Origin of the sequence: Prevotella heparinolytica, from assembly GCF_002998535.1 — a bacterium.
Classification (GTDB): domain Bacteria; phylum Bacteroidota; class Bacteroidia; order Bacteroidales; family Bacteroidaceae; genus Bacteroides; species Bacteroides heparinolyticus.
Genome location: NZ_CP027234.1, coordinates 407,039 through 428,766, shown reverse-complemented (window position 1 = coordinate 428,766; position 21,728 = coordinate 407,039). Strand labels below are relative to the sequence as shown.

19 protein-coding genes, 1 tRNA gene and 1 pseudogene are annotated in these 21,728 nt (G+C 43.9%); 9 read left to right on the top strand and 12 right to left on the bottom strand.

Annotated elements, in window-relative coordinates:
• Nucleotides 1-68: 68 nt before the first annotated feature.
• Nucleotides 69-416, top strand: a pseudogene (locus C3V43_RS01680) (PDDEXK nuclease domain-containing protein); the annotation flags it as partial.
• Nucleotides 417-428: 12 nt separating this feature from the next.
• On the top strand, nt 429-617 hold the full coding sequence (locus C3V43_RS01675) for a DUF1643 domain-containing protein (protein ID WP_235655875.1): 189 nt from the start codon (nt 429-431) through the stop codon (nt 615-617).
• A gap of 99 nt (nt 618-716) precedes the next feature.
• On the opposite strand, the gene C3V43_RS01670 is transcribed toward C3V43_RS01675, so the two are convergent.
• From C3V43_RS01670 to C3V43_RS01645, 6 genes are all read right to left on the bottom strand, one after another.
• A complete protein-coding gene (locus tag C3V43_RS01670; RefSeq protein WP_106068332.1) occupies nt 717-1,868 on the bottom strand; it encodes an IS256 family transposase in 1,152 nt (383 codons plus the stop codon).
• A 520-nt stretch (nt 1,869-2,388) separates the two neighbouring features.
• Nucleotides 2,389-3,414: an Eco57I restriction-modification methylase domain-containing protein gene (locus tag C3V43_RS01665; RefSeq protein ID WP_106068331.1), complete on the bottom strand. Its 1,026-nt coding sequence runs from the start codon at nt 3,412-3,414 to the stop codon at nt 2,389-2,391.
• 27 nt (nt 3,415-3,441) lie between these two features.
• A complete protein-coding gene (locus C3V43_RS01660; protein WP_106068330.1) occupies nt 3,442-4,701 on the bottom strand; it encodes an ATP-binding protein in 1,260 nt (419 codons plus the stop codon).
• Nucleotides 4,702-4,852: 151 nt separating this feature from the next.
• Nucleotides 4,853-6,088 carry an Eco57I restriction-modification methylase domain-containing protein gene (locus tag C3V43_RS01655; RefSeq protein WP_106068329.1) on the bottom strand — a complete coding sequence of 412 codons (1,236 nt, stop codon included), beginning with the start codon at nt 6,086-6,088 and terminating at the stop codon, nt 4,853-4,855.
• A complete protein-coding gene (locus C3V43_RS01650; protein ID WP_106068328.1) occupies nt 6,072-6,725 on the bottom strand; it encodes a master DNA invertase Mpi family serine-type recombinase in 654 nt (217 codons plus the stop codon). Before C3V43_RS01650 ends, C3V43_RS01655 begins: the two co-directional genes overlap by 17 nt.
• A gap of 141 nt (nt 6,726-6,866) precedes the next feature.
• Nucleotides 6,867-6,954: transfer RNA gene (locus C3V43_RS01645), tRNA-Ser, on the bottom strand.
• A gap of 184 nt (nt 6,955-7,138) precedes the next feature.
• On the opposite strand from C3V43_RS01645, the gene pheS reads away from it, so the two are divergent.
• From pheS to C3V43_RS01615, 6 genes are all read left to right on the top strand, one after another.
• The gene (pheS, locus tag C3V43_RS01640; RefSeq protein WP_106070403.1) at nt 7,139-8,173 is read left to right on the top strand and encodes a phenylalanine--tRNA ligase subunit alpha; all 1,035 of its coding nucleotides are present in this window, start codon (nt 7,139-7,141) and stop codon (nt 8,171-8,173) included.
• A gap of 146 nt (nt 8,174-8,319) precedes the next feature.
• Nucleotides 8,320-9,516, top strand: a complete 1,197-nt coding sequence (locus C3V43_RS01635; RefSeq protein ID WP_106068327.1) for an MFS transporter — start codon at nt 8,320-8,322, stop codon at nt 9,514-9,516.
• Nucleotides 9,513-10,187 carry an endonuclease III gene (gene nth / locus C3V43_RS01630; RefSeq protein WP_106068326.1) on the top strand — a complete coding sequence of 225 codons (675 nt, stop codon included), beginning with the start codon at nt 9,513-9,515 and terminating at the stop codon, nt 10,185-10,187. Before C3V43_RS01635 ends, nth begins: the two co-directional genes overlap by 4 nt.
• Nucleotides 10,188-10,275: 88 nt before the next feature.
• The gene (locus C3V43_RS01625; RefSeq protein ID WP_106068325.1) at nt 10,276-11,535 is read left to right on the top strand and encodes a phosphoglycerate kinase; all 1,260 of its coding nucleotides are present in this window, start codon (nt 10,276-10,278) and stop codon (nt 11,533-11,535) included.
• A 189-nt stretch (nt 11,536-11,724) separates the two neighbouring features.
• Nucleotides 11,725-12,750 carry a porin gene (locus tag C3V43_RS01620; protein ID WP_106070402.1) on the top strand — a complete coding sequence of 342 codons (1,026 nt, stop codon included), beginning with the start codon at nt 11,725-11,727 and terminating at the stop codon, nt 12,748-12,750.
• 116 nt (nt 12,751-12,866) lie between these two features.
• On the top strand, nt 12,867-15,059 hold the full coding sequence (locus C3V43_RS01615) for a tetratricopeptide repeat protein (RefSeq protein WP_106068324.1): 2,193 nt from the start codon (nt 12,867-12,869) through the stop codon (nt 15,057-15,059).
• Between the two features lie 79 nt (nt 15,060-15,138).
• Here the strand turns inward: C3V43_RS01615 and C3V43_RS01610 are convergent, their stop codons facing one another.
• Genes C3V43_RS01610 through C3V43_RS01590 form a run of 5 tightly spaced genes read right to left on the bottom strand, consistent with a single transcriptional unit; the run spans nt 15,139 to nt 17,994 of the window.
• Nucleotides 15,139-15,720 carry a Maf-like protein gene (locus C3V43_RS01610; RefSeq protein ID WP_106070401.1) on the bottom strand — a complete coding sequence of 194 codons (582 nt, stop codon included), beginning with the start codon at nt 15,718-15,720 and terminating at the stop codon, nt 15,139-15,141.
• A gap of 33 nt (nt 15,721-15,753) precedes the next feature.
• Nucleotides 15,754-16,284: a KdsC family phosphatase gene (locus tag C3V43_RS01605; protein ID WP_106068323.1), complete on the bottom strand. Its 531-nt coding sequence runs from the start codon at nt 16,282-16,284 to the stop codon at nt 15,754-15,756.
• Nucleotides 16,285-16,300: 16 nt separating this feature from the next.
• Complete coding sequence (locus C3V43_RS01600) at nt 16,301-17,113, bottom strand: Rossmann-like and DUF2520 domain-containing protein (RefSeq protein WP_106068322.1); 813 nt, start codon at nt 17,111-17,113, stop codon at nt 16,301-16,303.
• A gap of 6 nt (nt 17,114-17,119) precedes the next feature.
• A complete protein-coding gene (locus C3V43_RS01595; RefSeq protein ID WP_106068321.1) occupies nt 17,120-17,455 on the bottom strand; it encodes a hypothetical protein in 336 nt (111 codons plus the stop codon).
• A gap of 2 nt (nt 17,456-17,457) precedes the next feature.
• On the bottom strand, nt 17,458-17,994 hold the full coding sequence (locus C3V43_RS01590; RefSeq protein ID WP_106068320.1) for a nitroreductase family protein: 537 nt from the start codon (nt 17,992-17,994) through the stop codon (nt 17,458-17,460).
• A gap of 159 nt (nt 17,995-18,153) precedes the next feature.
• Here C3V43_RS01590 and C3V43_RS01585 point away from each other — a divergent pair, with 159 nt between their 5' ends.
• Complete coding sequence (locus tag C3V43_RS01585) at nt 18,154-19,134, top strand: GNAT family N-acetyltransferase (RefSeq protein ID WP_106068319.1); 981 nt, start codon at nt 18,154-18,156, stop codon at nt 19,132-19,134.
• A gap of 12 nt (nt 19,135-19,146) precedes the next feature.
• On the opposite strand, the gene C3V43_RS01580 is transcribed toward C3V43_RS01585, so the two are convergent.
• A complete protein-coding gene (locus C3V43_RS01580) occupies nt 19,147-21,513 on the bottom strand; it encodes an alpha-amylase family glycosyl hydrolase (protein ID WP_106068318.1) in 2,367 nt (788 codons plus the stop codon).
• Between the last annotated feature and the right edge of the window lie 215 nt (nt 21,514-21,728).

Here is a 21,728-nt window from a genome sequence, read left to right as displayed (position 1 = left end):
GATATCAGTCAGATTGAGGAAATCTTCAAGCAGTCAGTTATAGTTAGCATCAACTGGGCGAGCCATATAATTCTGAGTTCTATACGGATTACTTCTTCTATAAACTCCGAATCCATATATATGTAATCATTGAGTCCAAAGCCACGCTATTCAAACCCGAATATACGGTACAATTAACAATATATACAAATGTTATGGATAAAACTCTCTACGATGAATACGATGGAAAAATCATTGGTTTACTTCTTTGCAATGATAGCTATAAGGTTGTGTTTCAGCATGCACTCTTTGACTATGACCAACCAATTGGTGTGAGTGATTACCAATATTCGAAGACTATTCCTGAAAATCTAAAATCAGCTCTGCCTACGGTGGAGGAAGTAGAGGAAGAACTAAGTCGAATAATGAATATATAATAAATTAAAATTATGGATTATCAGATTAAACAAATGATTGGCGATGAGGAAACCCATCGTTATGTATTAGCAAGTAGATGTACAAAGCCCTTAGTGGTAATTGGAGTCAATCCAAGTACAGCAAATGAAAAACACCCTGATCCTACAGTGAGAAAAGTTATGGGATTTGCAGAACTTAATAGTTACGATGTTGTTAGGTAATGTCTGAAAAAGTGTGTAAGATTCTCCTCGTCCTTTCCCTCATGCTTGGGTTCCCCCAAGCATGAGGGAAATTTGTGATGTTGATATTTCTTTGCCATTTTACCTGATTTTCCACTCCCCAAAATACGGCAGCCGTCTTGCATACGTCCCTTCTGTTTTCTCCTTGGCAACAGATCCCAATAGATAAACCACAGAGGCGGGAGAAGGCATCGCCCCACGCATGAGCAAGGTGCGCTTATAACTTCTATTCAGTCGTTCCACCCAGTTAGTAGAGTAAATCATTCGGCGCACACTTTCAGAGAACCTCAAATAGGTAAAATAGGCCGCGTTGCGCTCATTGCCCAAACGGGCAAGGCTCGGGTACTTTTTGCCCCAACGCTGCGCAAAGATACGCAAATTCTCATAGGCCACAAGAGGCGTCATTTCGGTATGCTCCAAGGGAAAGAGTACTTTGAGTTCCTCGCTGACCTCGGTTTTGTCTTTCGAGGAAACGGTGTTCAACACTTTCCGTTTGAAATGCACGATGCAAAGTTGGTGCAGTGCCGTGGGAAAAGCCGAACATACCGCATTTTCGATGCCGCTCAAAGCATCGGACACAATCAAGTCGATTTGTTTCACACCGCGTTCCTTGAGGGCTTGTAGCTCCATTTCCCAAGCAATCGCGCCTTCTGTGGGGTAATTTACTACCGTGAGTACCTCGCGACTGCCGTCGGGCAGTAGTCCCAACATCGTGTAGTAAGCCTCCTTCGAGACACTCCCCTCGCGACGCGTGGAACAGAACGTAGCATCGATGTAGACGGCCAAATAGTGAGGAGAAAGTCGGCGGGAAAGCCACTCTTGGATCTCCTCATAACAAGCCCCGGCCAGATGACTCACCTGCTGTTTGCTGTAAAGGTGACCGTATATGCGACGCCCCACCTCGGCGATGTCTTCACAGGAAAGTCCACGGGAATACAACTCATAAAAAAGCTGCGTGCGCTCACGCTCCTGAGAGGACAAAATACCAAGAATGATTGGTTGAAAAGCATTGGAGCGCGTGCGAGGGATGCGAAGTTGGAAACTCCAACCATGGCCCCGCCAACGACGGGGACGGAAACCATTGGCTTGTTCACCCGTATGTTCCGCGAGAAAGAGGGAGCGCTCCTGCTTGGAAAAACTATCCAAAAGCACGCGAACCAACTCATTAAAACCAGCCTCACTTGAGGCCATTTCGGAAATTAATTCCGATCTTTGTTCTCTTGTAAGCTTCATTGTTCTTTGTTTGATTTTTTAATTCACTACAAATATAAGAACTTTGGAGCTTACACACTTTTATAGGACAGTATCTATTCTGGCTCTATAACGAATCGTGTGGGTAAATATTTTTTTCTTGCCAGCGTTCCTATGTTTAAAGGCTTTATGACTGAACAGAAGAAGACGGATTAATCTACAAATATAAAGGAGTTTGAGCTAAACAAGCTTCTACACACCTCCTGTTTATTCTTAGTATTACAACGTTTTGCTCACAATTCATCCCCTGTCATTCATATATCATAGTAAATTTAACCCTCCGCACCATATGTGCTAACCCTCCGCATCACATGTGCAGAGTATCCGCACCACAGCAAATGATGGTAAACATTCACAAACATAGTATGAATTAAGACCTTAAAAACATCTTATTTCGTTGGCTAAAGAGTAAAACTAAACTGAACAAATAACTTCTTTCTATGAATACAGTAGATATTATTCTAATTGGGTCAAACAACCCACACGAAACGTTATAGAGCCTTTATTCTCCTGCCAGCCTGAACTGCAATTCGTAATTTTTGACAAAGTCCGTTTCTTTCTGGGTCAAGCCGTATAGTGGGCAAATGTAGTCATCTATCTCATCAATGATGCCCTTGGAGCGTACAATCTTGTATTCCTTGAATGAATCAACATTGTAAGTGGACTCTCCAGATGTTGTTCTGACATTTGCCTTAGACTCTATGTCCGTTAGATACCGAGAATATAGTTTGTCAAGATACTCAATGTTTTCAGTTGTAAGCTGTGGAATGGTGAAGTTCTCAATCTCGTATGTCTTCCAATCAAGGTTGTTGGAATAGATTTGGTAAAACCAAAAAGCCAAAGAACTGCTAAGAATGCAACCAATAGCATTCGATAGTCGTTTTTGAAAATATAATGGTTTTTCTTTAGTTGAACCAGTCGGATAATTGGTTACAACCTTAAAGTACCTACCGCCAGTTGTCCTATAATAGATAGGATCACCCTTGTCGTCATAAAGAGTCCTAATCGGAGTATTGTTGAAGATTTTTATAAGAATGTCTTTTTCCATTTCACAACCAATCTTCGGAATGCGACCTATCATAGTATAACCATACACATTAGAAAAATTAAGATTGTCAATAAGCTTTTGTAAATCAAGCTCATTTCCTCTTCTGTGCATCTTTGTGGAATAAAGATGTTGACAAGGTGTTTCCGTTTTTTGGAATAGCAATATAGAAGTATTCACGACGGCATTCTCAAATACAGGCTTGGGGCGAACTGAATATGATGAAATATGAATGGTGTCACAGTTATTCATCAATAAACGGTGTACTCCTGTGAGGGAATCACTTGAAGTCAAGGATATTGGAACGATATAGGCAAAGCTGCCATTCCGTCTGAGTAGGTTATAGCCCAATTCAATGAACAGTGTATATGTGTCGAGTGACCCTTTCTGCAAGCCACGAATGCTATTTGCGGTTACATAAGTATTCTTGTAATACCTCTTTGTTTGGTTATCATATTTAGCCCCATACGGTGGATTCCCAATAACAATATCGAAGCCCTCTTTTGAGGGTCACAGATTCTGTCCACTTCTATTCAGCAGAAAATCAAAAATGTTCAGGATGAGTATGCCGTCATCGTTGCGGAAAGTGGGTTGCATGCCTCCTACAATAACAACTTTCTGAAAACTATCTTTAATCTGTTTGAGAGATCGTAGTTCTTGTTCTGTTTTTTCTTCAGATGGCAAAGCGTAAGCCGACTGGATGTAAATTCTGTCCTGTCCTCTGTTGCATACGAAGTCCACTTCTAACTGCTTGCGTTCACTTATTCCATTTTCGTTTTTCGTATTTTGCGTAACCTGCCCTACATCCACAGAATAGCCACGCATCCGTAACTCATTGTATATAAGATTCTCCATCAAGTGTGTGTGTTCTGTCTGGCGGAAATTCAATCGGACATTGCGTAATCCCAAGTCTTCAAAATAGTATTTTGCCGGAGTATCAATGTATTTTCGACCCTTGATATCGTAGCGTACGGCACGGTCCATCAGGAAAGCGTCCTGCATATAGTCCAGATAAGTCTTGATGGTGTCTCTAGTGATGGTGCTCCGCTTTGCAGAACGAAAGGTATTCGCTATTTTCTGTGGGTTGGTAAGGCTTCCTATGCTGCTTGCCATAACGTCAATTAGTTCTTCCAGATCATCATCGTTTCGTATGCTATATCTTTCTTTGATGTCGATAAGGTAGGTATTGGAGAAAAGCTGTTGCAGATAGCCCTTCTTCTGTTGTTCTGTGGCCATCGTTACCGTTTGGGGCAATCCTCCCAAAAGCATATATTCATTAAGGTGTGTTTCCAAGAAAGGCGCATCTGGCTTCACCGACATATATTCGCTGAAGCTCAATGGGTGGATACGTAACTCATCGCCCCTACCACGGAAAGTCGTCACAACATCTTTTGACAGGAAGCGTGCATTACTGCCTGTGACATACACATCTAATTGTGGATTCTTCAGCAGCGTGTTCAGCACCTCCTCAAAACGGTCAAGCAATTGTATCTCGTCTATGAGTATAAAGTATTCCCTCGTATCTGTTACCCTTTGGCTAATGTAATCTAACAAGGGTAAAGGCTTTCGATAACGTTCATTATAAATGTTCTCCAAATCCAACTTAATGATTTGGGTATCATCTATCCCTTGTTCTTTAAGATACTGGCAGAAAAGTGTAAAGAGCAGATACGATTTGCCACTCCGACGCAATCCAGTAATGATTTTTATCATTCCATTGTGGCGTCGGTCAATTAACCTTTGCAGATATATGGGTCGTTCTATATTCATTCCTATTAGTTATTTATGCGTAAAAACGCAGTCTTTGCGACTACAAAGATATGGATATTTTCTCACAACATCAAGATTTTATTCGTTTTTTTTGCGTAAATACGCGTTAATCAGGAAATAGGAAAAATGCATTATATGTATAGTGTGGAAACTATCTGATTGACTTTCTGTTGCTCCGTTTCACAGTCTTGCCCGCCATGTATCTTTCCATAATGATTCTGACGAGCTGAGCTATCTCCTCTTGCTGCTTGGAAGTCGCAATAGGGATAGGAAGATTGCGTATATGTTCGGGGTAGATGTGATAATCTCCGCCTCGTTGGTCAGCTAATAACTGACCAGCCATTGAGGAATTGAGGACACCTAATAAATAAAGCAAGTCTACTTCGCTTGACAACGCTTCCATCTCTGCACGAGTGTGCTTGCAGAATTTCTTGATACTTGAAGATATGCTCTTGTTGTTAACTCCCTTCAAATCCTTCCATAGAACAGCAGAAAACATGGAGTCGCTATGCAAGAAATGTGTATCCATATCAAGATGTACTTTAAGAAAACCTAAACGATTTATTAATAGTTTTGGACGATTATACAATTCACGAAAGGTAGGGCGCCGCAACTTATCAGGGCATCGTTCTGTATTCCATTCAAGATAACGTACACGTTTTACCTGATACTTGTCTATGTCTTTAGCCTCAATGTATTTGCGACTATGAATTTCGTCGTAAGTTTCACTTATAAGGTCATCTTTCCTAAATTCTCCTTTTGCTTTCTTTTCATCTGCATTAACAACCATTCCTACACTGATATAGCAGAAGTCACCCAACACATTCATGTTGGCAAAACGATTTCCAAACCTTCTTTCTTCTGTTAAGTTCCAGACATATTTATTTTCATCCTGTTTTAATGTTTCTGGAGACTTATACAATACTTTACGGAATGTCTTGTCCGCATATATTTGAGTTATACGAAGTTCACCTTTTGGTGATGAGTTCTGAATGAACGGTATACAATTGCTCACTGTTGCATTCTCAAAAATCTTTGTACCGTTCAGATCTGCAATTTCCAATAGGCGATATTCTTCTATTATCATCTTACGGAGTTTCTTGCCATATTTCTGATTTGTCAAAGGATATGGAACAATCATAGAGAATACTCCATTGGGGCAGAGGAGTTGTAAGCCAAGTTCGATGAATGGAACAAACAAATCCCATTTCTCATAGAGTGATTTGTATTTCTTGCACTCGATAATACGTTGGCGTTGCTCATTTAGTTCTGGGGATGCAATCTGCGTTGGCGCACTAATGTATGGAGGGTTGCCAATAGTAATGTCGAAGCCACCCTCTTTTAAGGGTCGTCTCAGACATACGCAGAAATCAATGATAGATGCCATAATCTTTCCATCCTTCCTGCAGGCAATTTGTAGGTGTATGAAGCCCCGTATAGACAAGATATCGGTAGAGGGTGGTTTTTGATACTTTCAACTTTTTGGCAACAACTGTTTTCTCCGTTCCTTTATTAAGCTCCTTGATAATCCATTCATGCTTGTTGGCACATTTGGGGTTAAGCCTACAGCGAAATCCTTTGGTATGCCCAAGTTTTGCGCCTTCTGCTTTTTTTCGTGCCAATGCTTCCTTGGTTCGTTGGCTGATAAGATTACGTTCAATCTCTGCTGAAAGTCCGAAAGCGAAGGCGAGGACTTTACTCTGAATATCATCCCCAAGCCGATAGTTATCCTTGATAGTCCACACGCGACATTCTTTTGTCATGCAGATATTCAGTATCTCCATGATCATAAATAAGTTACGCCCAAGCCGGGACAATTCACTGCAAATGATAATATCATCTTTATTCACTTTTTTAAGTAATTTACCCAGTTGACGTTTACTATAGTTTTTTGTACCACTGATAGTTTCCTCTATCCAGTCGTCAATTGAAAGATTCTGAAGTTTACAAAAGTTGCTAATCTCGAAGCGTTGATTTTCCACTGTTTGCTTATCGCTGCTAACTCTGATATATCCGTAAATCATATTTGTGTGTAATAGTTATTACTTTCACGAATACAAACGAATATTGTAATAAAAAAAGTGCGATAAGTTTCTAAGACAATGAATTTTTGGGTGTAATAAAGGGTATAAATCACGTAATTCGTTGATTTACACCCTTGTTTGCGGAGAGACGGGGATTCGAACCCCGGATACCCTTTTGGGGTATACACGCTTTCCAGGCGTGCCTCTTCAACCACTCGAGCACCTCTCCTCTTCGGGGCGCAAAAGTAGAGCATTTTTTCGAACCTGCCAAATGTTTATGAAAATAAATAAAGTCCTTTAAAGACAAAAAACAAAGAACGACAAATTTAAGTACCTCTCATGGGAACGATGTCTTAAAGAAAATTGTATCTTTGCATCGTTTTCAACTTTGGATTAAAAAAGACAACGACAATATGATAGCGAAAATCAATCAGTTACTACAAGAAGTAGAAACTCTGAAGGCAACCAATGCCGAAGAACTGGAATTACTGCGCCTTAAATATCTCAGCAAGAAGGGTGCTATCAATGAGTTGATGACAGACTTCCGCAACGTAGCTGCCGAACAGAAGAAAGAGGTGGGTATGCGGCTGAATGAGCTCAAGAACAAAGCACAAGAAAAGATTGCTGCATTGAAAGAACTATTTGAAAATCAAGACACCGGCTGCGACGATCTCGATCTGACCCGTTCCGCCTATCCCGTAAAACTGGGTACGCGTCATCCACTGACAATCGTAAAGAACGAAATCATCGACATATTTGCCCGGATGGGTTTCAACATTGCCGACGGTCCGGAGATAGAAGACGACTGGCACGTATTTTCTTCCATGAATTTTGCTGAAGATCATCCCGCACGCGACATGCAGGACACGTTCTTCATTGCAAACAATACCGAAAATGTGTCAAACAATATCATCCTGCGCACACATACCTCCAGCGTGCAAAGCCGTGTAATGGACATTACCAAACCGCCCATCCGCGTACTGTGTCCGGGACGCGTTTACCGTAACGAAGCCATCAGTTATCGTGCACATGCTTTCTTTCATCAGGTAGAAGCATTGTATGTAGACAAAAACGTCTCTTTCACCGACTTGCGACAGGTGCTGTTGCTTTTTGCGCGAGAGATGTTCGGCAATGACACCAAGATTCGACTGCGCCCCTCCTACTTTCCGTTCACCGAACCCAGTGCAGAGATGGATATCAGTTGCAATATTTGCGGTGGCAAAGGCTGTCCTTTCTGCAAAGGAACAGGCTGGGTAGAGATATTGGGTTGCGGAATGGTAGACCCGAATGTATTGGAACTGAACGGCATAGACAGTAAGGTGTATAGCGGATATGCCTTAGGAATGGGTATCGAGCGCATTACTAACCTGAAGTATCGTGTCAACGACCTGCGTCTCTTCTCCGAGAACGACACCCGTTTCTTGAGAGAATTTGAATCGGCTTATTAGGCCATACAACTGTCAATATAAGGCATCCGCAGTTATAGAGCAGGTTGCCATCCACATAATTAGGCATGGATTACATGGAAAACACGGATTACTCAAAGTGCAAAACCGTGAGATTTGTGCAATCCATGCCTAAAAATTTAAGCATTATGAAAGACAGACTCGTCACATCCGACTATTGCTTCATTCTCGCTGCCAATTTCTTGCTGTTTTTCGGTTTTTGGCTGCTGATGCCGGTATTGCCTTTTTATCTGTCGGAAGTGTTTCGGGCAAACAAGACGACCATCGGCATCGTGCTTTCCTGCTATACTATCGCGGCATTATGCATCCGTCCTTTTTCGGGCTATTTGCTCGACTCTTTTGCCCGTAAGCCCCTCTATCTGTTGGCCTATTTCATCTTTACGGCCATGTTCGGAGGATACATCATTGCCGGAACACTGACGTTTTTTATTCTGTTCCGCATCGTTCACGGCGTATCATTCGGTATGGTAACGGTGGGCGGAAACACGATCGTCATCGACATCATGCCCTCATCGCGACGCGGAGAAGGATTGGGTTATTACGGACTTGCCAATAACATCGCCATGTCCATAGGCCCCATGACGGGATTGTTTCTGCACGATGCAGAAGTCTCCTACCCTGTTATCTTTTGTTGCTCTTTAGGCTCGTGCCTTGCAGGATTGCTGTGCGCCTCCGCCGTAAAGACCGCCTACAAGCCGCCCGTGAAGCGAGAAGCAATTTCTCTTGACCGCTTCATTCTGCTGAAAGGACTTCCGGCCGGATTCAACCTGCTGCTACTCTCCATCCCTTATGGCATGACCACCAACTACGTGGCTATGTACGCCAAACAAATAAACATCCAAGCCTCTACCGGCTTCTTCTTTACTTTTATGGCATTGGGCATGGCCGTCTCGCGACTTTTTTCCGGCCGGCAGGTCGATAAGGGAAAAATCACTCAGGTCATCTCTACCGGTTTATACCTTGTCGTACTCAGTTTCTTTCTGCTTTCGGCCTGCGCCCATATCATTCAATGGAACAGCATACTCTGCACAGTGACATTTTTCGTTATCGCCTTGCTGTTGGGAACAGGTTTCGGCATCATGTTTCCGGCATACAACACTCTGTTCGTCAATCTGGCCCCCAACAGCCAGCGCGGTACGGCCACCTCCACCTACCTCACGTCTTGGGACGTGGGCATCGGTATCGGCATGCTGGCCGGCGGCTATATCGCCGAAATCAGTACTTTCGACAGAGCCTATTTATTCGGTGCTTGCCTGACGGTTGTTTCTACCCTCTACTTCAACCTGAAAGTTGCACCGCATTATCATAAAAACAAATTGAGATGAGAAAGAAAGAACGTTACGAGAGAATCATTGCATGGTTCAAAGAAAATCGTCCCATAGCCGAAACCGAGCTACATTATGACAATCCGTTCGAGTTGCTGATAGCTGTCATTCTATCAGCGCAATGCACCGACAAACGAGTAAACATGGTTACTCCTGCCATCTACCTTGATTTTCCCACTCCCGAAGCACTGGCTGCCACAACTCCCGAAGTAGTGTTTGAATATATCCGCAGCGTGTCTTATCCCAACAATAAAGCCAAACACCTTGTAGGAATGGCTCGTATGTTGGTGAAAGACTTCCATGGCCAAGTGCCCGACACGCTGGAAGAGCTCATCAAGCTTCCCGGTGTGGGACGCAAGACAGCCAACGTTGTCCAATCGGTTGCCTTCAACAAAGCTGCTATGGCCGTAGACACACACGTGTTCCGCGTCAGCCATCGTCTGGGGCTGGTGTCGGATAAATGCACAACCCCGTTCAGCGTAGAAAAAGAATTAGTGAAACATATCCCCGAAGCCGACATCGCAAAGGCTCATCACTGGCTCATTCTGCACGGCAGATATGTATGTCAGGCACGTACTCCCCAATGTGACAACTGCGGCTTACAACTGATGTGTAAGTATTACTGCCGGAAATATAAAGTAAGCCATGAGGGTAGCGAAGACAAAGAATAAATAACGATTTAATAGCAAAAAAAAGAAATAAACATTATCTTTGCACTCACGAAACAAAACCCGTAACACATTTAATAAAATATAGAATATTATGACAATTGACCAATTTAACTTTGCCGGAAAAAAGGCATTTGTTCGCGTGGACTTCAATGTTCCTTTGGACGAAAACTTCAACATTACAGATGATACCCGTATGCGTGCCGCTCTTCCTACGTTGAAGAAAATTTTGGCTGATGGTGGCAGTGTAATAATCGGTTCTCACCTCGGTCGTCCGAAAGGCCCGGCCGATAAATTCTCTTTGAAGCATATCTTGAAACACCTTGAAGAATTGTTGGGCGTTGAGGTACAGTTTGCCAACGATTGCATGGGTGAAGAGGCGGCCGTTAAAGCCGCAGCTCTGCAACCGGGTGAAGTACTGCTGCTCGAGAACCTCCGCTTCTACGCAGAAGAAGAAGGCAAACCTCGCGGCTTGGCTGAAGACGCCACGGACGAAGAGAAGAAAGTGGCCAAAGCAGCCGTCAAAGAAAGTCAAAAAGAATTTACCAAAAAATTGGCATCCTATGCCGATTGCTATGTAAACGATGCTTTCGGTACAGCTCACCGTGCACATGCTTCTACGGCATTGATTGCTAAATACTTCGACAAGAACAATAAAATGTTCGGTTACCTGATGGAAAAAGAAGTAAAAGCTGTAGACAAAATTTTGAATGATATTCACCGTCCTTTTACAGCCATCATGGGTGGTTCCAAAGTTTCTTCCAAGATTGAAATCATCGAGAACCTGTTGAACAAGGTAGATAACCTGATTATTGCCGGCGGTATGACATATACCTTCACAAAAGCCTTGGGCGGCAAGATTGGAATTTCTATCTGCGAAGACGACAAGCTGGATCTTGCTCTCGACCTGATAAAGAAGGCAAAAGAGAAAGGCGTTAATCTTGTATTGGCCGTTGACGCCAAGATTGCCGACTCGTTCTCCAACGAAGCCAACACCAAGTTCTGTCCGGTGAACGAAATCCCCGATGGATGGGAAGGTCTGGACATCGGTCCGAAGACCGAAGAAATATTTGCCAACGTAATCAAAAACTCCAAGACCATCCTTTGGAATGGTCCGACAGGAGTATTTGAATTCGAAAACTTTACTCATGGCTCACGTGCAGTAGGCGAAGCCATTGTAGAAGCTACCAAAAACGGAGCTTTCTCACTTGTAGGCGGCGGTGATTCTGTTGCTTGCGTCAACAAATTCGGTTTGGCAAGCGGTGTTTCTTATGTATCTACCGGTGGCGGTGCATTGCTCGAAGCCATTGAAGGAAAAATTCTTCCGGGCATTGCCGCTATCAACGAATAAGAAATGAGTAGATAAAACGACAAAAGTATTTCTAAACACTTTTGTCGTTTCTCACAAGCACGGATGGTATGGTATTCACGGATTCAAAACCGTGTAATTTCCATAGAATCCGTGCTTAATATTATATTTATGATACCAATCCTTTGCATCCTGCAATAAATTATTTCTCTTAATCAGATGTTTACATGCATTAGACGATACCTACTATCATTCAGTATTATTTTTTCCACCCTATTTGCTACTGCACAGGAGGTCAACGTAAACAAAACGGTAAATACCCTTAAAGAACGCATTACCCTTTCGGGATATATCCAAGTGGGGTACAATTATGGCAATAAGAACGAAAGAACGGAACATTCTTTCGACCTTAAAAGAGCTATTCTGTTCGCAAACGGCAAAATAACCGATAAGTGGTCGGCTTTCTTCATGTATAGCTTCGGAAACACAGGAAAGATACTGGAAGCCTACACCGAGTATCATTTTCTACCCCAGTTCAATGTGCGCCTCGGCCAGTTCAAGACACCTTATTCCATTGAGAATCCCCTATCTCCCTGCATCGTAGAACTGATAAACTGCAATGCACAGGCCGTGGCTTATTTGGCAGGTATCAACGGTAGCGACCCGTTGTTCGGTGTCACTACCGGACGTGACATGGGGCTGCTTATCTATGGTGACCTTTTTGATAAGTTCGTCAACTACAACCTTGCCGTCATGAACGGGCAAGGCATCAACCTGAAAGATAAAAATAATCAAAAAGACATTGTCGGAAGTCTGATGCTGCATCCTTTGAACTGGCTGTCTATAGGAGGTTCGTTTATCAAAGGAAAGGGTTGTGCCGTAGCTGCTTCTCCCGATGTTCCGGACATCAAGGTCAGTGAAAGCTATATCCGTAACCGTTGGGCAATCGGTGCAGTAGTCAATGCCAAGCCGATAAGTTTACGCACCGAATACCTTGCCGGAAAAGACGGAAAAGTGAAAAGTGACGGATATTATGCAACGGCATCTATCCATATGCTCCCTCAATTTGACATCGTTGTGTCCTACGATTATTTTAACAAGAACAAGATGCTTGATAGTAAACAGACAAACTACATGACAGGCATTCAATGGTGGTTCTACCCGAAATGCCGGCTGCAAGTTCAATACACATACTGTAATCCACACAAAGGAGAAAACTATAATCTGCTGCAAACACAAGTGCAAGTAAGATTCTGAACATTCAGTATAAACAGATACTTTCTGATGATACTGAAAAAGAATAAACTAAACACAATATTTTGGTATTCTTTTTGTAGCTTTGTCAACGTATATATTTCTAAAGATATCCGTATATGAACGAGCAATCTATACAAGAACAATATCAAAACATCATAGTCCTGTTAGAACAGAAAAGATTGAAAGAAGCACAATCCCAATTGGAAGCTTTTCTATGGGATATCGACGATCGCTCCCCTCGTAACCGCTTGGAGCAAGCGCAAACATCCTACCAATATATGCTTCGATACATGCGTCAAGGAGTAAACGACCCTGAACGCTCCCAGCTATACCGCCGCTTGTTGTCCGAAACATGGGAGATTGCCGATCAAGCACGTTTATTCTTGTTGGACAAAGTATCAAACCATTATTATCATTCGCTGCGTAACAACCGAAACAGGCTTCCGAACGAATATGACATTGCCACCCTTACAAAAGTGTTGGAATCTTTTCCTGACGAGTTGGCCGTTTGCCTGTTAATGCCGGATAACCAAGGATTGGACGCCATATTGAAACGATATGAAGAAACAAATCAAACACTTTTTCTTTCCACATGGAGTAACAGCCACTGGTCGGTAGAAGAAGAACAACAAGCCCAAAGAATATTGACCTCGGAGCTACTGCCGGTCAATGCCCTATGCTTGTTTATCAGTGCTGTAACGCTTAGCTTGATGGAATGCTTCGATGCGCGAAAATTTTCATGGCTGCTGGATGTCGTGACGCATGTTGATGCGCAAGTAAGCCAACGTGCATTGGTAGGAATAGCTATCACGCTTCATTGCCACCCCACCCGTCTGTCTCTCTACCCCGAATTGACAACCCGCCTGTCTCTTCTGAACGAAGACGGCAGCTTCGGCAAACAGATGAATCGCGTTTATATCGAACTGCTCCGCAGTCAGGAAACGGAAAAGATCGACAAGAAGATGCGCGAAGAGATTATCCCGGAGATGATAAAGAATGTAAATATCATGCGTAACATGAAGTTCGGTTTTGAAGATAATCCGGATGAGAATGACTTTAATCCGGATTGGGAAAAGGCTCTTGAAAACTCCGGTTTAGAAAACAAGATCCGTGAGATGAACGAACTGCAATTAGAAGGAGCTGATGTATATATGAGTACGTTTGCACAACTCAAAAATTATCCGTTCTTCAAACAGCCGCACAATTGGTTTTATCCATTCGACATGCACCATTCCAGCATCGTGAAAGAGTTCGGCCTTAAGCCTACGGGAGACAATGCCATTCTTTCTCTTATCCTGCAATCGGGATTTTTTTGCAATAGCGACAAGTATTCCCTCTGCTTCACCATGGCGCACGTCCCTCAATCGCAACGCAATGCCATGCTCAGCCAAATGACTTCACAAGAGCTGAATGAGCTGATGGACGAAAGCAAATCCTCTACCTTGCAGCAATATGCCCGGCGTCCGGATGTAATCAGTAACCAATATATCCACGATTTATACCGTTTCTTTAAACTCAATCAACGCCGGAATGAGTTTCGGGACATCTTTAAAGAAGAAATAGCCTTGCACCGTATCCCTGTGCTGCAAGCCATCTTACACAAACCCGAATTGCTGGCTACCGTTGCCGACTTTCATTTTCTCAAAGAGCATCCTGCAAAGGCACTGGAACTTTATCAGGACTTGATAACCATGAATCGGGCGGATGCCGACATTTTCCAGAAAACAGGCTATTGTCTGCAAAAAGAGAAACGATATAAGGAAGCGATAGACGCTTACCTGAAAGCGGATATTCTGAAACCTGACCATATATGGACAATCCGGCATCTGGCAGCCTGCTACCGGCAAATGAAAGACTTTGCTACCGCACTGGAGTATTATAAAAAAGCTGAAAGCATACAACCGGAGAATCGCAACATACTCTTCTATGCCGGCAGTTGTCTTGCCGAACTGGAAAGATACGAAGAAGCACTGCAATACTTTTTCAAACTGGATTTTATTGAAAATGAAAACATCAAAACGTGGCGTGCCATCGGGTGGTGTTCATTTATATGCGATAAAAACGAGCAAGCCATAAAGTATTACGATAAAATTCTATCTTCCCGACCGGTTGCCATTGACTATCTCAATGCAGGACATGTAGCATGGAAGCAAGGCAATACGGAGAAAGCCGCAGAACTTTACAGTAAAGCAGCTTTGGAAAGTAACAGCCGGGAGTCTTTCTTTGAACTATTCAACAGAGACCGAAATATCCTCCTCAAGAAAGGTATTACTGAAGAAGATATTCCGTTGATGCTGGATATGATTTGAGCAAACAGTTCGATTGACTATTAGTTCTATCCCGTGTTCCTTTAAGTCAATAAATCATCGAAAGAAAAACCTATAGACTTTAAATCTTCAACAACTCCCTGTACAACTTTTGTACGGGGAGTCCCATTATATTATAATAGCTTCCTGAAATATACTCCACCCCGATAAAGCCAATCCACTCTTGCACACCATAGGCTCCGGCCTTATCCATCGGTTGATACTTGTCTACATAATAAGCAATCTCTTCTTCGCTCAAGTGGGAGAAACGCACTTCGGTTGCCGCAGTGAAACTACGCTGCCATTCTGTCGTTGTCAGGCATACACCGGTAAAAACTTCATGAGTACGCCCCGACATAGCCATTAGCATCTGTATAGCTTCTTCCTTGTTCCGAGGTTTTCCAAGTACTTTCTCATCCAACCATACGATGGTATCCGCTGTAATCATCAACTCATCCGGCTGCATCATGGCACGATAGGCATCTGCTTTTTCTTCGGATATGTAAAGAGGAATAGCCGCCCCTTTCAATGTTTCAGGATAAGATTCGTCCACATCGGGCAAGGTTCTTACTTCATATTCCACCCCCAAGCCCGACAGCAATTCTTTTCGCCGAGGCGAGTTGGAGGCTAAAATTATTTTATATCTCTTCAGATTATCAAACAGCATCTTATTTACTATTTAATGATTTACGACAATTTACCAGCCAAAAGCCTGCTCATCGGCCAGCCAAAGACCTTTTACTTTCAAAACCTGTTCCACAATATCGCGCCCACAGCCGTAGCCGCCTTCCGCATGCGAAATATAACGGGATACCGCCTTTACTTCGGGAGCCGCATCTTTAGGGCAACAAGGCAAGCCGCACTCACGCATCACTTCCAAATCGGGGATGTCATCGCCTACGTAAAGTATTTCTTCATCCAGTAAACCATGGCGCTTGCGAAAATCCCGATAATCATGAATTTTAACGGAAGAACCCATGTAGATATTCTCTTCTGCAAATCCCAAAGCCATGAAACGCTTACGCACAGCTTCTGTTCGGCCACCGGTTATGATGCCCAGCAATATCCCCTGCTTGGCAGCCATGTGCAGTGAATAACCGTCTTTTATGTTCACAGTACGCAACGGTTCTCCTTCTGCGCTCATCGGAATCACGTTGGCACTCAACACACCATCCACATCAAAAACAAGGGCTTTTATTTTTCTCAAATCATAATTTATGGTACTCATGCTCTTTTTTTTAGTTCTAATCACTGCAAACATTTTTAAGCGCCAGCCGGTGAATGCTCTCACTCAACAAGCTATACAACACCTGTATCTCAGGTTCATCGGCAAGCATGCGCACATGTTCGTCAATCACGTTCTTATCATATCTCACAGCCGGCCCGGTTTGCGCCACAATAGGTTCCAACTCATGCACCTTGCGGGCTGTTTCATCTATCAGAGGCAGCAAGACATCGAACGGAAGTTGATATTTCTTCAACAGTTCGGCTGCCAAGGCATACATGTGATTGGTAAAATTACAAGTAAACACTGCCGCCAGATGCAGACTTTTACGCTGCTCGGAACTGACTTCATAAACCTTCTCTGACAAGACAGAAGCAATGCCTTTCAAAAAAAGCATGTCTTCTTCCGAATTACTCTCTATACAAACAGGTATCTCTTTGAAACTCACATTGCGTTGCTTGCTGAAAGTCTGCAACGGATAAAAGACCCCGTATCGCAGGGCATGCCCTTCCCAAATGCCCATAGGAATGCTGCCGGCCGTATGCACCCATAAGGCTTTCTCCTTATTCCGCACCATTCGGGGCAATAGTTCAACGAAAGCCGCATCTTTCAACGAAACGATGTAGAGCTGCGCATCTGTTACTATGCAGGAAAGCTCGGTTGTGTAACCGGCTCCTACCGTCTGCGCCAGAAGTTTGGCCGACTCAGCCGTACGGCTATATACCTGCACGATACGAAACCGATTCCGATATAGTGCTTTTGCCAGATTGGTGGCCAGATTGCCCGCACCGATAAAAACAATGGACGTTTCCTCCATATCTCTTCCTGCCATACCCCTCTATCTTGTCGCCAACCAATACATAAGAATCCCCACTACCAACAGTGCCAATGGCAGCAGATAGGCAGACATCGTACCAAGTAAAGCTGTTATTAATCCGAAATTCAGTATCAGCCACAAACCGGTCAATACCAATCCTACCGATTTATCATGCTTGAACAATAGAAAAATCACTGCCGTATAAAGCAGGAAATTATCCCTATTCATCACCCATGGCAAGCCGATGGCAGAAAAATGTATCAGCTTGTCGACCAAATAAAGGATGCCGAATGCTATCAATGTGATGGCAGTTGCCTTGTATGTATCCCGATTGTTGTTAGCCTTTGTCGCGCTCACTGTTATTCCCCTCCATATTTATTGAGATGTATTTTTTCCCACTGCAAGTGGTCTTCATCAAAAGGTTTGCGTTCCATACCCTTATGCCCGATTGCTATAACGCTAAGCACCTGCAATTGCAAAGGAATGTCGAGCACATCATGCACGTATTCATTGGAAGGCACACCGGCTGCCGTAAACCGCTCGCGCACTTGCACCCAGCAACTGCCCAATCCCATATCTTCCGCTTGCAACTGCAAATAGATGGAGGCAATGGCCGCATCTTCTATCCAGACATCGCTTGCCAGCGGATCGGCCGTAACCACCACTGCCAATGCCGCATCGGCAATGAATTGCGAAGCCTGCTCCTTGCAGTATGACAGTTCTTTCAGCTTCTCTTTATCATCCACCACAATGAATTGCCATGGGTTGCTACGCTTTGAGGCAGGTGCCATCAAGGCTGCCTTCATCAAGGCAACCACCTGCTCCTGCGTCAGCTCTTCTTCCGTAAATTTTCGCATGCTGCGACGTGTCTTTATCAAATCACTGAAACTTTCCATGTTCTATTTTCTTATTATAATTCATTTTAAGGCTAATACGTGCAAAGATAATGCAAAATTCCGATTAAAGCCCGGTATCTTTTCGTCTCTCTGCCTAAATCACAAATAATATCGCTTTTGACACATCCTCACAAGATTATTTTTCTAAATTTGCAAGCGATGCCTTTGAAACTGACAACATATTACCGTGGAAGCAAAATACCCGAACTGCCGGGGAACAACACCTTTCATTCTACCGGATTGTTCCGAATCTACGAAGCAACTCCGGGATATACTCCTGTGCTCATCGTAGCTTCCGAAAACGACAAACCCATTGCCAAACTGCTGGCCGTGATACGAAAAAGCGTCCGTATGTTCCCTCCCGGCATCATTAAAAGATGCGAAGTGTATGGCACAGGAGAGTATTTCGACGACAATGCGGACAAAGAAGTTATCTTTAACGACATGTTGCAACGGCTCACCGACGAGGCGTTGCGCGAGGCTTTTCTCATTGAGTTCCGCAATCTGGAGAATGCATTGTTCGGATACAAATCTTTCCGTGAAAATAGCTATTTTGCCGTCAATTGGTTGCGGGTACGCAATTCGTTGCACAGCATCGAAAAGGTAGAAGAGCGATTCAGTCCGTCACGCATCCGACAGGTAAAAAAAGGATTGAAAAACGGGGCTCAAGTGCGAGAGACGCAAACCATGGAGGAAACACTCCACTTTGCCCACATGTTGCGCCACATCTATTCTTCCAAGATACGCCGACACTTTCCCAGCATCCGGTTCTTCGAACACCTCGAAAGCGGATTGGCTGAAAGACGAAGCAAAATCTTCATCGTCACCTATAAGAACAAGATTATCGGGGGCAGTGCCTGCATCTACTCCGGTGATAATGCCTACCTCTGGTTCTCTGGCGGAATGCGCAAGACCTATGCCCTGCAATATCCGGGCGTTCTGGCCGTATGGAAAGCACTGGACGATGCCAAGCAACACGAATATCGCCATCTGGAATTTATGGACGTCGGGTTGCCGTTTCGCAGACACGGATACCGCGACTTTGTTCTTCGATTCGGAGGGAAACAAAGCAGCACCCGGCGCTGGTTCCGTTTTCGTTGGAACTGGCTGAACCGGATGCTGATAAAAATTTACGAATGACAATGCACTATCTTATTGCGCTATTCTGAATACGACGGAGCTATATGCACCCATCTTGACCTGTGTGCTGTTGTCTGCCGTTTTTTGCTGTACATCACCATTTAAGCCGACCGCTTTTTCTATCTTGTCGGATAACGCAATCTCCACAGCACTCGAGCCAAAGTTATGTACAACCAACATCTTCTCACTACCTTTCGTCATATACCATGCGGCAATGTTCTTGCCGACAGTTGAGTTGTTCTCGTTGTAAACCGCATGCTTCGACATGGTGCCTTCCGCCAAAGCCGGATAAGTGTTGCGCAGCTTGGCAAAACGAACATATACATTGAGCAGGGACTTTTCGTCTTTCTGCTGTTCGGCAACCGATTGAATGTTGGAGGCCACGTTCTTGTCTATCTTGTCCGTATATGAAGTCACTGTATTGTCTCCCCACAACATCGGACCACGCACATATTCATCCCCATTCGTTTTCATACCGTAAAGTCCCAACTCCTCACCATAGTAAATGTATGGTTCGCCGGGACCAGTGAGCAGGACGGCAGCCGCAAGTTTTTCTTTGTCGACAGACCTCCCCAGCTTGGAAGCCGTGCGGTCTTCGTCGTGGTTGGAAAGTTTGGTGGCTTCAATATAGTTTGAACGATTTTTTTTATAAAGCTCCTGATAACCCATAATATCTTTGGCAAAGTAACAGCCTGTAGCATTGTTGATGGCCCATTCCAGACGATACCAAAAGTCGAACTCGAACAAGGCCGGAAGGCCCTTGTAATAAAGAGCTACCTCAGCAGCACCGGAAAGCACCTCGCCCACCATATACAGCTCGTCCGCATTGCCTTTCTGTTTATAATAGTTGTTCAGTTGGTCGTAGAATGTTTTAAGGAAATCAGGATTTTCCGTACCCTTGGCATTGTGATAGATATGTTTCACCGCATCCAATCGGAAACCTTCTACCCCACGGTCTACCCAACCCTTAGCTGCCACAACCACCTCCTTGAAAGCCGGTGAATTCTTCAAGTTGGCGACTTTTCCATAATTGAGGTCGGCAAACGAACCGGTATAGAAATGAGAATGATAATACCACAGGTTCATTGATTCCAATAAGATATCCTTAGCATCATTACCCTGCTTTAAAGCGAGGGCTTCGCCGAATTTCACCTTAGTGCTGGCAGACGATGCTCCATATTTGTGATTTCCCCACTCCGTAGTGCTGGTACGAATCAAAAATCCCCAAGCAGATGCAAAGTCTACCGTCAACTCATAGATGCCATTGCCTTTATCATAAAACTTCTTAGTCACCCTCTCGCCAAAATAAAGATATTTGGCTCCCGTTGTGCTTTGGTCGGGATTATCTTTATCGGCCGTTTCGGCTTTAGTAACCGTGACTGTCGGTTTGGAAGCATTCGACCAATCCAATCTAAACTTATAGCATGCCTTGACTGCATCCGATGAAGTGGTTGTCGAGAACCATTCGCCCGCATTATACCCTCCTGCACCCTCGCTGGCAATCATGTCGATCTTTCCTGCCTTGATATCGGCTACCGGGTCTTGCGAGAAAGTATAATAGTCGCGATAAGCATTGTCTGTGGAGGTTTTTGCCGCCTGAAACCAAGGATGTTCCACGCTGGTATGATTCAGCACATAGTCCAGATAAATTTTGATGCCACGGTTGCGCGCTTCAGCCACCAAACGGTCAAAGTCGGCTTCAGTACCAAACTTCGGATTGACTTTGGTATAATCCGTCACATCATACCCATGATAAGAAGGCGAGGGATGGATGGGAGAAAGCCAGATGGCTTTCACGCCTAAAGAGTTGATATAATCCAACTTGGAAATCACACCGTTGATGTCACCATATTTATCCCCGTTACTGTCGGCAAACGAGTAGAGCAATAGCTGATAAGATATGTCGGCACGCTTTTGATTATCCCAACTATCGGGAGAAGCCACAACAGCACTCCATCCTACAACCGGGGCATCCGTTTTCTTTTGGACGATGGGTATCTCCTTCTTTGCCGTATTTCCCGTTTCACCGGCAATTATTGTAATAACCGTATTGCGGTCGCCCGCTTCGGTATTTTCCGTAACTTGAATATTTACGTTGGCATTCCCGGCTTTTCCGCTTGTTGCCGACAACTTACACCAGTCGGCACCACTTTGAATGGTCCAGTCCCGGCTTGCATAAAAGCTCAAAGATTGTGTCCCCGCAGCAGCAGTAAAAGTATACTCACTGCCAAGCACCACACCGGAAGATGTACTGTTACCGATGACCGTCGGTATATCTTCGGTCTTGTCGTCACTGCACGACTGCAACGAGAATGACAAGCCGCAACAGAGTATCACCAACAAGAGAGACGAAAAAAAATAGTCCTTTAGAATCCTCATGACATTAGATTTACAAATTATTATTCCGTTCAAAGGTAAGAAAGCAAAAAGTAATGGAGAAATAACAGAGAATTATTTTTAGACGATGGAGGACGAAAACGTTTGCAAAAGAAAGGAATAAAAGGAGCAAAAACAAGCGTAAAGAACACCGCTAATAGTCTATTTATGTGAATTAGTCAAGACTTTATCTGACAGAAAGTTTCCCCCTCCTCCTT

Excerpts from the sequence above, each read along its gene's own strand:
- C3V43_RS01670 (WP_106068332.1), bottom strand. The coding sequence starts at position 1,868 with ATGAAGCTTACAAGAGAACAAAGATCGGAATTAATTTCCGAAATGGCC.
- C3V43_RS01615 (WP_106068324.1), top strand. The coding sequence starts at position 12,867 with ATGAACGAGCAATCTATACAAGAACAATATCAAAACATCATAGTCCTG.
- C3V43_RS01585 (WP_106068319.1), top strand. The coding sequence starts at position 18,154 with ATGCCTTTGAAACTGACAACATATTACCGTGGAAGCAAAATACCCGAA.
- C3V43_RS01635 (WP_106068327.1), top strand. The coding sequence starts at position 8,320 with ATGAAAGACAGACTCGTCACATCCGACTATTGCTTCATTCTCGCTGCC.
- C3V43_RS01590 (WP_106068320.1), bottom strand. The coding sequence starts at position 17,994 with ATGGAAAGTTTCAGTGATTTGATAAAGACACGTCGCAGCATGCGAAAA.
- C3V43_RS01600 (WP_106068322.1), bottom strand. The coding sequence starts at position 17,113 with ATGGCAGGAAGAGATATGGAGGAAACGTCCATTGTTTTTATCGGTGCG.
- C3V43_RS01650 (WP_106068328.1), bottom strand. The coding sequence starts at position 6,725 with ATGATTTACGGATATATCAGAGTTAGCAGCGATAAGCAAACAGTGGAA.
- pheS (WP_106070403.1), top strand. The coding sequence starts at position 7,139 with ATGATAGCGAAAATCAATCAGTTACTACAAGAAGTAGAAACTCTGAAG.
- nth (WP_106068326.1), top strand. The coding sequence starts at position 9,513 with ATGAGAAAGAAAGAACGTTACGAGAGAATCATTGCATGGTTCAAAGAA.
- C3V43_RS01675 (WP_235655875.1), top strand. The coding sequence starts at position 429 with ATGGATTATCAGATTAAACAAATGATTGGCGATGAGGAAACCCATCGT.
- C3V43_RS01660 (WP_106068330.1), bottom strand. The coding sequence starts at position 4,701 with ATGAATATAGAACGACCCATATATCTGCAAAGGTTAATTGACCGACGC.
- C3V43_RS01605 (WP_106068323.1), bottom strand. The coding sequence starts at position 16,284 with ATGAGTACCATAAATTATGATTTGAGAAAAATAAAAGCCCTTGTTTTT.
- C3V43_RS01580 (WP_106068318.1), bottom strand. The coding sequence starts at position 21,513 with ATGAGGATTCTAAAGGACTATTTTTTTTCGTCTCTCTTGTTGGTGATA.
- C3V43_RS01655 (WP_106068329.1), bottom strand. The coding sequence starts at position 6,088 with ATGGCATCTATCATTGATTTCTGCGTATGTCTGAGACGACCCTTAAAA.